This window comes from Acidimicrobiales bacterium (genome assembly GCA_035531755.1).
Lineage (GTDB): Bacteria > Actinomycetota > Acidimicrobiia > Acidimicrobiales > UBA8190 > DATKSK01.
In genome coordinates this window covers 1-12,059 of the sequence record DATKSK010000028.1, presented here as the reverse complement: position 1 = coordinate 12,059, position 12,059 = coordinate 1, and the positions used below count along the sequence as shown (strand labels likewise).

Below are 12,059 nucleotides of genomic sequence, written 5' to 3'. Positions count from 1 at the left end.
GTGCTGGACCTCGACTTCAGTCCGGAGCAGGAGATGCTGCGCGAGACGGTGCGCAAGGTGTGCGCGACGTACAGCCCCCTGTCCGTCGTGCGCGACCTCGAGGACGACCCCGTCGGGTATCCCGCCGACCTGTGGAAGCAACTCGCCGAGCTCGACCTGATCGGGCTGCTGCTCCCCGAGGAGCAGGGGGGGTCCGGGATGACCACCCTCGAGGGCGTCGTGCTCTACGAGGAGCTGGGCCGCGCGCTCGCCCCCACCCCGCACTTCCCGAGCGCGGTGCTGTGCGGCGGCGCCCTCGCCCTCGCCGCAGCGCCCGAGCAGCGCGCCCAGTGGCTCGGGCGCGTGGCGAGCGGGGACGCGGTGCTCACGCCGGCGTGGTTCGAGCCCGAGAACGGCTGCGGCCCGGCCGGCGTGCAGATGCGCGCCGAGCCCGACGCCGGCGGCTACCGCCTCACGGGGACCAAGCGCCACGTCGCCTTCGCCTCGTCGGCCGCCGCCCTCGTGGTGCTGGCGCGCACGGGTGACGGTCAGGGCGACGTGGACCTGTTCCTCGTCGACCCGACGGTCGAGGGCCTGTCCATGCAGCAGCAGATGACCGTGGCGTCCGACACCCAGTACCAGGTGACCTTCGACGGCGTGGCGGTGACCGACGCCCAGCGCATCGGCGCTGCGGGCTCGGGCTGGGCCACGTGGGACGCCGTCATGCACGACGGCTGCATCCTCCTCGCCGCCCAGGCCATGGGGGGAGCGCGCCAGGCGCTCGACATCACGGTGCAGTACGCCAAGGACCGCACGCAGTTCGACAAGCCCCTGGGCGCCTTCCAGGCGCTGGCGCACTACCTGTCCGACGCGGTGACGGCGGTGGACGGTGGCACCACGCTGGTGCACGAGGCCGCCTGGGCCCGCGCCGAGGGGCGGTCGGTGGCCACGCTCGCCCCCATGGCCAAGCTCTTCGCCTGCCGCACCTACCGTGACGTGACCGCCATGGCCCAGCAGGTCTTCGGCGGGATCGGCTTCACCGTGGACTTCGACATCCAGCTGTACTTCCGGCGGGCCAAGCAGCTGCAGGTCTCCTGGTGGGACACGCGCCACCTCGAGGAGCTCGTGGCGGCCGCCCTGCTCGACGGGAGGGGCTGAGCCCGGCCCGTCGTGGCAGGATGCGCACATGACGGCTGAGCGCTTGGAGGTCCGACGGACCATCGCGGCCGGCCCGGAGGAGATCTTCCGGGTGTTGTGCGACCCGCAGGGCCACGTGGCGATCGACAGCTCGGGGATGCTCATGCAGGCCACCGGCGAGCCCGTGAGCGGCGTCGGCGACAGCTTCGTGGTGCACATGGACCGCGAAGCGCTCAACGACTACCCGATGGGCCGCTACGACGTGACCGTCACGATCACCGACTTCGTCCCCGACCGCCGGATCGCGTGGACGATCATCGGCACGATCCGGCCACCCATCGGCCACGTCTACGGCTACACGCTCGAGCCCGCGGACGACACCACGCTGGTGACGTCGTACTGCGACTGGTCGTCGATCGACCCCGTGTGGAAGGACGCCGGCATCTTCCCCGTCATCTCGGAAGGGGCGCTGCGGGCGACCCTCGGGATCCTCGCCCGGACGGTGGCACCGGGAGGGCTCGGCACGTCGACCTGAGCCGCCGGCCGCGTGTCGTCGGCGGCGCCCGGCGTGATCTTCTCGCCGGTCTGAAGCTTCAGGCCCGTCTCGTCGGGGATCCACGTGTCACGTTGGGTCTCGAACTGCTCGACCGGCTCTCCACGGGAATTCCGCCCGGCGCCCACGCCCGGCCGCCGGGGCTCCTGTCGGCCGGGCGGCTCAGCCCGGGGCGGGCCCGAGGGCGGGGAGCACGGCGTTCACGAACAGCTCCAGGCTCCGCCACCCGATGTCGGGGTCGAGCCCCGACACGAGCGGCTTGAGCTTCAGCGCGGCGCGCGGATCGAGGTGGCGCGCCAGGGCCACGCACTGCTCGGGTGTCACCACCGCGTACAGCCCGTCGGCCCGGACCGCGGCCACGTCGGCCCGCGGCGCCCACGGGTTGGCCCCCGGGACCTCCGCCGCCCAGGCGCCGTAGGCGTTGGTCTCGTGCAGCGCGTGGGGGCCCAGCTGCGCCCAGGTCCGCTCGGGGTCCTCGGTGACGAACACCCACATGGGACCGGCGGGCCACAGCAGGAGGCCGTCGCCCTTGCCGAGGCGCCGGCACTCGGCGACATAGGCGGTCGCCAGGGACTCGTCGGGGAGCGGGGGGAGATAGGCGTCGCCCAGGCGCGCGGCGCGCTTGGGGGCGGAACCTCCCAGGACGACGAAGGGGCGTGGGCGCTGCACCGGGGGTGGCGTCACCCGGATGGTGCGGCCCTCGTAGGTGAACGGCTCCCCGGTGAGCGCGGCGACGAAGGCCTCGGTCTTGGCGGTGAAGACCGCTGCGCGGTCGTCGAAGGGCACGCCGAACATGGCGCACTCCGAGGGCACGTAGCCCGCCGCCAGCGTGAGCTCGAGGCGGCCGTCGCTCACCACGTCGAGGACGAGGGCGTCCTCGGCGGCCGACACCGGGTCGCGCAAGGTGAGCACCAGCGCCGAGACCATGATCCGCGTGTGCGCGGTGCGGGCGGCCACCGCCGCGCCGAAGACGAAGGGCGACGGCAGGTAGCCGTCGTCGGAGCCGTGGTGCTCGGACAGCACGACCCGGGGGCATCCCCGGGCGTCGGCCCAGGCGCACATGTCGAGGGCCTCGCGGTAGAGCGCCGGGCGCGGCGTGCCGAATTCCGGCGCCCGCAGGTCGTGCATGAGCACCCACTCGGCCATGGGACGCGGACCGCGGTCTGCGGGGTGCCCGGCGCTCGCCTGGACGCGCCGGGTCAGGCGGTGGTCTCGAGGCCGAGGGTGTACCCGGCCAGGAAGGTGTCCGCCTCGGCGGTCCGGGGGTAGCGCGACGCCAGCCGGCGGAACCGCGGCGAGTGGGTCGGCTCGATCAGATGGGCGAGCTCGTGGACGAGGACGGCGTCGAGCACCCAATCGGGGACCACCCGCAGCCGGTCGGAGACGCGGATCTCGCCCGTGCGCGACGTGCACGACCCCCACCGCCGCTGCTGGTTCCCCACCCACCTGATCGACTCCGGCCGGACACCACCGAGGTACTCGTCGGCGAGCCCCGCGGCGCGCCGGGCCAGGTCGCGGTCCGAGGCGGTGACATGGGGGCGCTGGGCGAGGACGCGCTCGACGAGCCCGTCGACGAGCTCGATCCGGTCGGCCTTGGACAGGCGGGCCGGCACGACGACGACCACGCGCCCGTCCTGCCAGAACCCGCTCGCCGTCTTGCGCCGGCGCGGGCTGGTGCGGACCTCGACCGGCGGCCGTGCCGGGCGTGTGCTCACGGAGCCCCGCTCCCGGCCCCGGGCGGCATCGGGCCCACCGTCTCCATGGTCCGGATCGTCCCGGTCGTCACGTGCCGGTCCTCACGTCCCGGGCCTCGTGGCACGTCCCAACCTCATGTCCCTAATGATGTCGACGGCCGGTCCCGGCGCAAGAGCAGCCGGCAGTTTTTTTCACGGCTGTAACACGGCGGGCCCGTCGGGCGCCCCGGTCTCTACCGTCGCCTCCGGGCTCGCCGGCCGGGGTGATCGTCCCGGCCGGTCACCAGTGCTTCTGGCGGCCGCTGGCGTTGAGCGCCGCCAGGTAGCGGTTGTAGGCGGCCAGCTCGTCGTCCTCGGTGCCCAGGCCGTCGCCGGTCGGCACGGCCCGGCTCCCGGCGGCGTCGCCGTCGACCGACGGCGGGCGCCCGGCAGCCGCCTCGGCGGTGGCGCCCGGCGCGGGCTCGTGGACGAGCTTCCACCACATGTACACGGCGTACCCGGCGAACAGCGGCCATTCGAACGTGTAGGCCCAACTGAGCGAGTTCCCGCCCACCGCCCTGCTGGCCTGCCACCAGGTGAGCGCCAGGCACGCGGGCACCACGACGGCCGCCGCCACGTGCACCCTGAGCACACGTCGAGAGGTCGTCGGGGACCGCACACCGCAAGGCTACCGAGGGCCGCAGGGCCGCCCCGCGGGCCCGCCCCGACCCGACGGGCCGGGTGCCGGGTCTGGACACGGGCAACGCCACGATGGAGACTTTCGGTCCGAGTTTGCTGACCGCGCCACGGGGGGGAGCCCGCCGGCGGGAGGAGGCAGGTGGCCGCCAGGGGATCGTCCCACACGTCCGGAGCAGGACGCGCCCGGGGGATCGCACGGCGGTGGTGGACGCTCATCGCCGTCTGCGGGGCGACGTTCATGCTCCTCGTGGACATCACCATCGTCCAGGTGGCGTTGCCCACCATGCAGCGGTCGCTGCACGCCAGCTTCAGCGACCTGCAGTGGGTCATCTCGGCGTACGCCCTCAGCCTGGCCGCCCTCATCCTCACCCAGGGGTCCCTGGCGGATCGTTTCGGCCGCAAGCGGATCTTCGTGGTCGGCCTCGGTGTCTTCACCCTGGCCTCGCTCGCCTGCGGGCTGTCGTCGACCCCCGCCGCCCTGGTCGCGTCGCGCGCCGTGCAGGGCGTCGGAGGCGCGGCCATGTTCGCCACCTCGCTGGCCCTGATCGGCCAGGAGTTCCAGGGTTCCGAGCGATCGGCGGCCATCGCCGCCTGGGGGGCGACGGTCGGAGGAGCGGTGGCGGTGGGACCGCTCGTCGGTGGCGCGCTCACGAGCGACTTCGGATGGCAGTGGATCTTCTACGTGAACGTGCCCGTCGGCGTCCTCACGCTCGCCATCTCGCGCCGGATGGTGAACGTGGGGGACACCCACGCCACCAGCCTCGACTGGTCGGGGCTGTTCACGTTCTCGGGCGGGCTCTTCCTCCTCGTCCTCGGGATCACCCGGGGGAACGACGACGGGTGGGCGAGCAAGACCATCGTGTCGACGCTGGCCGCCGCCTTCGTGCTGCTCCTCACCTTCGTCATCGTCGAGCTGCGCCATCCCCGGCCCATGTTCGACCTGTCGTTGTTCCGCAAACCGGCCTTCATCGGCGTGTCCATCGCCACCTTCTGCGTGGGCGCCGGGATGTTCGCCATGCTCCCCTACGTGACGCTCTACCTCCAGAACGACCTGGGCCTTTCGCCGCTGCAGGGCGGGATGAGGCTGCTGCCCCTCACGTTGCTGTCGTTCGTCGTCCCCCTCGTGTCGCGGCCGCTGACCGAACGGGTGCCCGCCGGGCTCGCCCTCGGGGTCGGTCTCGCCACGTGCGCCGGTGGCCTCCTGCTGTTCCGGGGGATCACGGTCCAGTCGGGATGGACGGCGCTGCTGCCCGGCTTCCTCGTCGCGGGCCTGGGCATCGGGCTCGCCAACCCGGCCATCGCCAAGATCGCCCTCGGGGTCGTCCCGCCCCAACGCAGCGGCATGGCCTCAGGGATCAGCAACACCTTCCGCATCGGCGGGGTGGCCACGGGTGTGGCGGCCATCGGCGCGGTCTTCCAGCATCGGCTCCAGACGTCGCTGCAGACGGTGGCGGGGGACAACGCCCCCGAGCTGGCGCGCCGGGTGGCGGCCGGTGGCACCCGCGCCGCCGCGGCCGCCTCGTCGGCCTCGGTGCGCAAGCCCGCCCTCGTCCTCGCCGCCCGGCATGCCTTCATCGCGGGCATGAACGAGCTCTTCCTCGTGGGGGCCGTCACCGTCGTCGTGGGCGCGGTGTTCGCCGCCATGGTGCGCCGCAAGGACTTCTACTCACGCCGCCGGGCCGGGTACCGGCCCGCGGCCGCACCGCCCGACCGCGAGCTCGTACCCGAGACCGTCTGACGTTCAGGAGTCGCCATGCCCGACCTCCCCGACACGATGCGCTGCGCCGTCTACCGGCGTCCCGGTGACATCGGCGTGGAGGACCGACCCGTGCCCCGGCCCGGCCCCGGCGAGGTGCTCGTCGAGGTGGCCTACTGCGGCATCTGCGGGTCGGACCTCCACATCATGATCGAGGGGTGGGGCAAGCCCGGGACCGTGGGTGGCCACGAGTACACCGGCGTGGTGGCCGCCGTGGGTGACGGCGTCGAGCGGTGGTCGCCCGGCGACGCCGTGGTGTGCGGCCCCTCGCCGCGCTGCGGGGAGTGCCGTCGGTGCCGGGAGGGCAAGCCGTCGCAGTGCGACCGCCGCCCCGGGCCGATCGACGGCGATCTGGGCGGCGCGTTCGCCGGGTACGTCCTCACCGACGAGCGGTCGCTGCTGGCGCTGCCCGCCGGCATGTCGCCGCGCGTCGCCGCGCTGGCCGAGCCCCTCGCCGTCGCCCTGCATGGCATCACCCGATCGGGGATCGCCCCCGGTGACGCGGCGATGGTCTTCGGCGCCGGCCCCATCGGGGCGCTCACGATCGCGGCACTCGTGGCCGAGGGCATCGGCCCGGTGGTGGTGGTGGAGCCCGGCGAGCGTCGCCGGCAGCTGGCGGAGGACCTGGGCGCGTCCGAGGTGCTCGATCCCGCCGACGTCGAGACGTATCCGCCATGGGAGCCCGAACGCCAGTCGCCCCGGGCCGTGGACGTCGTGTTCGAGTGCTCGGGGAAGAAGGCCGCCATGGAGAGCGGCTTCCACCAGCTACGGCGCGGCGGGCATCTGGTGCTGGTCGGGGCGGGGATGGAGGCCCCCCGGTTCGACCCCAACCGCATGATCCTGAACGAGCTCACGGTCAGCGGCTCGTTCGTCTACGACGCCGACGGGTTCGACCGGGCCCTCGAACTGCTGGCGTCGGGCTCACTGCCCATCGACGTGCTGATCGATCCCGGCGACGTCGTGCTGGACGATCTGGGTGTTGTCATGGAGGGGCTCGCCAGCGGCCGCATCGCCGGCAAGGTCATGGTCGTGCCCGGCGGCCAGCCCGAGCCCGCCGAGCAGGAGGTCGGCTCCTGATGCCCCATCCCTTCTACCCGGCCGGGAACCCCCGCTTCAACCACGTGGCCGTGAGCGTGCCCGCGAACCTGCTCGACGAGGCCAACCGGGCGGACATCTGCCGCTTCTGGGGCGAGGTCCTCGGTTTCGACGAGATGCCGACCATGACGGAAGACCGCCACCGCCTGATCCTGTCGTGCGTCCACTGGGACCAGTTCATCTTCCTGATCGCCGAGGACGACCCCATGCGCTGCCCGCGCATGGACCATTTCGGCTTCGCCGTGGCCGGCCTCGACGACCTGGTGGCGGCCCGCGACCGAGCGGCCGCCTTCAAGGAGAAGGACCCGCGAGTCGACCTGATCGACCTCGCCGTCGACGACCGGGGGCCGATCAAGATCCACTCGATCTACGTCGGCTACCTCCTGCCGATGCTGTGCGAGCTGCAGTGGTGGGAGTTCGACCGCACCTGACGCGTACCGGGTCGGGCCGGCCCTGCAGGAGCCGACCAACGGCACCACCTCGGACGGGGTGCGCGTCCGTGCCCGGTCGGCAAGACTGAGACCACGCTGCGCCTCGGCCGACCCCCCGGCCCGGTGCAGGAGGTGGCGTGGCCATGCCGACCATCACCGACCACGAGATGGACCAGGTGAACCGGGCGAACGCGTCGGGTCTGGCACCCGTGGTGTTCGTCCACGGCCTGTGGCTCCTCCCGAGCAGCTGGGACCGGTGGCGGGCGCTCTTCGAGGACGCCGGCTTCACGACCTTGGCGCCGGGGTGGCCGGACGACCCCGAGACGGTCGAGGAGGCCAACGCCCACCCGGAGGTCTTCGCCCACAAGACCGTCGGCCAGGTGGCCGATCACCTCGAAGAGATCATCAGGCAGCTCGAGCGGTCGCCGGCCGTCGTCGGCCATTCCTTCGGGGGCCTGCTCGCCCAGATACTCGCGGGGCGTGGGCTGGCCGCCGTGTCGGTGGCCATCGACCCCGCGCCGTTCCGGGGCGTGTTGCCGCTCCCGGTGTCGGCGCTGCGGTCGTCGGCGCCGGTGCTCGGCAACCCCGCCAACCACGGTCGAGCCGTCCCGCTGACCTACGGCCAATTCCGCTACTCGTTCGCCAATGCCGTCAGCGAGGACGAGGCGAAGGAGCTCTACGACATGTTCGCGGTGCCGGCCCCGGGGGCCCCGCTCTTCGAGGCGGCGACGGCGAACCTCAACCCGTGGACCGAGGCGAAGGTCGACACGAAGAACCCCGCCAGGGGGCCACTGCTCGTCATCTCCGGGGAGAAGGACCACACCGTGCCGTGGGCCATCGCCAACGCCTCGTTCAAGCGGCAGCAGAGGAACGAGGGGGTGACCGAGATCGTCGAGATACCCAATCGCGGGCACGCGCTCACGATCGACAGCGGCTGGCGGGACGTGGCCGAGACGGCACTCGCCTTCGTGCGCCGGTTCGTCGAGACCTGACCGTCGCTCACCGTCAGCCGGACCGACGCCCGAGGACGGCAGACCAGGCGAGTCGTAGGAGGAGTCGTAGGACGAGTCGTAGGACCGCCTTGTACCGGACGTCACCGTTGCGGCCCTTCGGGAAACGAATTCGCCGGACGCACTCGGCGCCTGCCTCTCCGAGACGGCTCCCGTCATGGTGCGATCCGTGGAACCGAGCGCCTGTCGCGGGCATCATCGGAGCAGGCCCAACCGTGCCGACACCGCGATCGGGATCATGGGCCGTGTGGGATACTTGGCGCTGGTCGCGGACAGTGTTTGTGTGCCCCGGCCCCCGTAGCTCAGGGGATAGAGCGTCGGTTTCCTAAACCGTGCGTCGCAGGTTCGAATCCTGCCGGGGGCGCCAATTCGAACATTCTCGAACCCCGGGACCCGAGAGGGACACCGGGGTTCTCGGCGCTCCTGGCCATGGCCCGGGCGAACCGGGGGTCGAAGAAGGTCTTCCAGGGCTCTTTCAGCTCGAGGTCCTCGACCTGGCGGTCCCGGACGAAGATCATCTTGAAGAACGCCTGATTGAGCAGCCGGCGAACGTGCGGTCCGCCGGAGCGGTAGATCTCAGCACAGCGCTCCGCCACCTCCAGGGCTCGCTCCAAGAGCCACTCGAAGCCGGGATACTCGGCCTGCGCCGTGGCCACGGTGCGCCGGGCCCCCGCCAGTTCGTCTCGGATCCGAGCCTGTTCCGCCTTGGCTAGATCGCCGGGGATCGATCCCTCCACAACTCCCCGGGCCAGCCGCCGGCGCTGCTCCTCGAGTTCAGCCACTTGTTTCTCTGCCCAGGCCCGCTGGGGCCCTGCCTGTTCGTGGAACCGTTCGATCTGGTGGCGCACCCCATCCATCATCATCTGGCGGTTCTGGGGCGCCAGCTGTGCGATGCGCGCCTCGTAGAGAGCGAGCACCTCGTCTTCGAGCAGGTCGACCGGCACATGGGACTGGAGGCAGTCCGCTCGCTTCATCTGGCGGCCGATGCAGTAGAAGTAGCGATAGGTCCCTCCGTGGCCCCTAGGCTGACTGAAGCACAACCGGTTGTGACAGCTGTCGCAGAAGAGGGTGCCCTTCAGGTAGTGGTGATGGATGCGGCGCTTCTCGCCCGCAGTGGCAGCCGTCTCGAGCTGGTGTTGGACCTGGTCGAAGAGCGCCTCGGGGATGAGCGGCTCGTGGCGGCCGGGGTACTCGGCACCGTCGAACGAGACGATCCCGATGTAGTAGCGGTTCTTGAGCATGGCTCCGACCATGGAACGCGCCAGGGGCCCGGGTGGCTTCTTCCCGTGCGGGAGGGCCTTCAAGCCCCTCTCGGCCAGGGCCAGCGCCAAGGTGGTGAACGTCCACTGCCCGGTGCTGTAGGCCTCGAAAGCCCAGCGCACATGGGGTGCCCGCTCTGGATCGATCTCCACCAACTTGACCGGTCGATCCTCGACCATGCGCGTCACATTGCGGTAGCCGACCGGCGCCCGCCCCGGCGTGCCCCCCACCTGGGCCTTGCGGGTCATCCCCTTCAGCGCTTCGGCACCGTTGTTGCGTGACTCGTACTCGGCGATGGTGGCCAGGATGCCGTGCATGAGGGTCCCGGCCGGGGTCTCGTCGATGTTCTCCTTGACCGAGACAAGCTTGCAGCCCGCCTTGCGCAGCTCGAAGAGCACATTGGCGTCGTCGCGGCGGTTGCGGGCGAAGCGGTTGATCTTGTCCAGGATGACGACGTCGACGTCACGGGCCTGCTGGATGCGGTGCACCATGCGCAGGAAGTTGGGGCGGTCCGTGGTCTTGGCCGATTCCCCCCGGTCAAGGTACTCGTCGACCACGTCGGCCCCCAGTTCGGCCGCCCGGCGGAGACAGGCATCTCGCTGGGCGGGCAGGGAGCATGCAAGATTGGCACGAACTTCTATCCGAGGAAGCGATCTCGACGCTCCGACACGGAATCCAGCCGCGGCTGCGCTTAGGTGAAAGCTTTGAAGCCGCAATGGATACAACGTTTGCCGTAGCTCAGATTCGGGCAGAGCACTTCCACCGTGAGGTGATTCCGTTGGATGTCGAGGTTGTGGCAGCTGGGCTCTGCTGGTGGCCGATGAAGCCGGACATGGGCGTCGGCTACGTGAGTGCAGCGGCCGCCGAACGCCAAGAGCTCATAGAGACACATAGGACAGGGATCGACGTACAGGCGCATATTCGTCGCGAGCTCTTGGAATTCCAGATCATTCAGCCGTTGATCGACCTCCCAGCGGAAGAGGTGATGGAGCACTTGCGGTTTCAATCGGTTAACGAGATGGAGTTTGGGATCGTGGAGGTCGCAGAGGCAGCGTCAAGCGACGAAGACTCGGGCTCGCCTGAGGCACCTGCATAGGACTCGAGTCGTCGAGTGTCCCCGCCCGGTCGATCTTTCTGAGGGGTGCGTCGACTCCCAGTGCCTGCGGTGTTCATCACCTCAGGGAGGTCATGGATCGAGACACGTGTCCAACGGAAGCGGGGCAACACCAAAGGGCCGACTGCACCTCGCGAAACCGGACCGTTGGCATACCTCGTATGCCTCAACGGGGATGACACAATCGAGTCATAGCGAAGCGGAGCCCCTCAGTACTCGAAGCCATACCGCCAAGTGTGAAATGGCCCACGTAACTATTGCACTCAGCATAATAGACGAGGACATGGTCCACGGTAGCGATCGATTCGTATCCGAACTGATCGATCGTCCCCATTTGCGGAGCTGGTACTACCGCGCTGCCGCGCGGAGACGGAGAACTTCGATCGCCAGACCCCATGCCGTTCTTGAGTTCCATAAAGAACCTTCTTGCCATCGGCGACCAAGTGACAACTATGTCAAGTGTGGCACCGGTAATTGAATTACGGAAGCTTGCGGAAGCCACGCTCCCTCTGGGTGCCGGGTTCATGCAACCCCCACACTTGAAGAGCTCTAGATCGGCCATGTATCGCAGTGGCGACAACGTGCCCCAGTGTTCGCCCAGGTCCCTCGGATCAGGTACGCGTGTCTCCAAATCTGATTTCGAACCAGCAAGATTAGCTGCACTGCAGGAAAGGAGAAGCAGCGCCGCGGTGAACCCCAATACAAGCGCAAAAGATGAGGTTGTTCGCTTCTGTCGCGCGCTCTTCCGAGGCTCTTCCACAACGTCGAGGATACCAAAAGAATTCAGTTTCACGTGGCCGCTGGATGCGCCTGGCCGTAGGCGCCTCATCGGCGTGCCCCGTGTACCTGATGTGGCATGGTGAGCGCTCCCTTGTGTTCCTATTCCCCGACCCGGAGAATGTGCTGACGGTTTCTGACCAGGAGTCTGCGCCGCTCGTCGCCGGCGCTAAGGCCGGCCCTCAGCTCTGGCGCTCCAGGTTGACCCCATCTTCGTACCCCGCGATCAGGCACGGCTCGGATCACCGTGCCGTGAACCTGTCCCGTGATAAGGACCGCTCTGTCAGAGTCGTGCTTGGTTACCACCGATCCGATTGAGTTCGATCCACGGTGGTCCATTGAAAGAGGAACCCTGGGTGTTGTCAAACCACAAGTACCCATAGTAGTAGAAGGTGTGCCGCCTGATCTTCCTAGAGCACGACATGTTGACAAGCATGGCGGTTGTCGGGTCAGTGTTGCAGACCAGTTGCTCCTTCCCGGAGATATATGGATAGTACTTTCTGCTTCGTGAGAGTTCACCGTGTAAGCCTTGACCTGGAAAGGTTATCGGGTAACTGAGAGCCGACAACTGCTTG

At 69.5% G+C, this 12,059-nt stretch carries 12 protein-coding genes and 1 tRNA gene; 10 read left to right on the top strand and 3 right to left on the bottom strand.

What is annotated here, in order from left to right:
* On the top strand, positions 1-1,137 hold the full coding sequence (locus tag VMV22_05580; protein HUY21791.1) for an acyl-CoA dehydrogenase family protein: 1,137 nt from the start codon (positions 1-3) through the stop codon (positions 1,135-1,137).
* Between the two features lie 28 nt (positions 1,138-1,165).
* Positions 1,166-1,651, top strand: coding sequence for an SRPBCC family protein (locus VMV22_05575; protein HUY21790.1), 486 nt, complete (start codon positions 1,166-1,168; stop codon positions 1,649-1,651).
* Between the two features lie 180 nt (positions 1,652-1,831).
* Here the strand turns inward: VMV22_05575 and VMV22_05570 are convergent, their stop codons facing one another.
* The 3 genes from VMV22_05570 to VMV22_05560 form a co-directional block, all read right to left on the bottom strand.
* Positions 1,832-2,815, bottom strand: a complete 984-nt coding sequence (locus VMV22_05570; GenBank protein ID HUY21789.1) for an LLM class flavin-dependent oxidoreductase — start codon at positions 2,813-2,815, stop codon at positions 1,832-1,834.
* Between the two features lie 53 nt (positions 2,816-2,868).
* On the bottom strand, positions 2,869-3,384 hold the full coding sequence (locus VMV22_05565; protein HUY21788.1) for a M48 family metallopeptidase: 516 nt from the start codon (positions 3,382-3,384) through the stop codon (positions 2,869-2,871).
* Positions 3,385-3,643: 259 nt separating this feature from the next.
* Positions 3,644-3,994, bottom strand: a complete 351-nt coding sequence (locus VMV22_05560; GenBank protein HUY21787.1) for a hypothetical protein — start codon at positions 3,992-3,994, stop codon at positions 3,644-3,646.
* 186 nt (positions 3,995-4,180) lie between these two features.
* Here VMV22_05560 and VMV22_05555 point away from each other — a divergent pair, with 186 nt between their 5' ends.
* The 8 genes from VMV22_05555 to VMV22_05520 all read left to right on the top strand — a co-directional run bounded on the left by VMV22_05555 (position 4,181) and on the right by VMV22_05520 (position 10,689).
* Complete coding sequence (locus VMV22_05555) at positions 4,181-5,779, top strand: MFS transporter (GenBank protein HUY21786.1); 1,599 nt, start codon at positions 4,181-4,183, stop codon at positions 5,777-5,779.
* A 15-nt stretch (positions 5,780-5,794) separates the two neighbouring features.
* Entirely contained in the window at positions 5,795-6,874 is a 1,080-nt protein-coding gene (locus VMV22_05550) for an alcohol dehydrogenase catalytic domain-containing protein (GenBank protein ID HUY21785.1), read from the top strand.
* The gene (locus VMV22_05545; GenBank protein ID HUY21784.1) at positions 6,874-7,323 is read left to right on the top strand and encodes a hypothetical protein; all 450 of its coding nucleotides are present in this window, start codon (positions 6,874-6,876) and stop codon (positions 7,321-7,323) included. The genes VMV22_05550 and VMV22_05545 overlap by 1 nt, the downstream gene beginning before the upstream one ends.
* 143 nt (positions 7,324-7,466) lie before the next feature.
* The gene (locus VMV22_05540; protein ID HUY21783.1) at positions 7,467-8,315 is read left to right on the top strand and encodes an alpha/beta hydrolase; all 849 of its coding nucleotides are present in this window, start codon (positions 7,467-7,469) and stop codon (positions 8,313-8,315) included.
* Positions 8,316-8,624: 309 nt separating this feature from the next.
* Positions 8,625-8,700, top strand: a tRNA-Arg gene (locus VMV22_05535).
* A 454-nt stretch (positions 8,701-9,154) separates the two neighbouring features.
* Positions 9,155-9,874: a hypothetical protein gene (locus VMV22_05530; protein ID HUY21782.1), complete on the top strand. Its 720-nt coding sequence runs from the start codon at positions 9,155-9,157 to the stop codon at positions 9,872-9,874.
* A 30-nt stretch (positions 9,875-9,904) separates the two neighbouring features.
* Entirely contained in the window at positions 9,905-10,288 is a 384-nt protein-coding gene (locus tag VMV22_05525) for a hypothetical protein (protein HUY21781.1), read from the top strand.
* Positions 10,289-10,413: 125 nt separating this feature from the next.
* Entirely contained in the window at positions 10,414-10,689 is a 276-nt protein-coding gene (locus VMV22_05520; protein HUY21780.1) for a hypothetical protein, read from the top strand.
* Positions 10,690-12,059 lie beyond the last annotated feature (1,370 nt).

Coding starts and splice junctions, on each gene's coding strand:
- VMV22_05575 (HUY21790.1), top strand. CDS start 1,166: ATGACGGCTGAGCGCTTGGAGGTCCGACGGACCATCGCGGCCGGCCCG.
- VMV22_05570 (HUY21789.1), bottom strand. CDS start 2,815: ATGGCCGAGTGGGTGCTCATGCACGACCTGCGGGCGCCGGAATTCGGC.
- VMV22_05550 (HUY21785.1), top strand. CDS start 5,795: ATGCCCGACCTCCCCGACACGATGCGCTGCGCCGTCTACCGGCGTCCC.
- VMV22_05545 (HUY21784.1), top strand. CDS start 6,874: ATGCCCCATCCCTTCTACCCGGCCGGGAACCCCCGCTTCAACCACGTG.
- VMV22_05540 (HUY21783.1), top strand. CDS start 7,467: ATGCCGACCATCACCGACCACGAGATGGACCAGGTGAACCGGGCGAAC.
- VMV22_05520 (HUY21780.1), top strand. CDS start 10,414: ATGAAGCCGGACATGGGCGTCGGCTACGTGAGTGCAGCGGCCGCCGAA.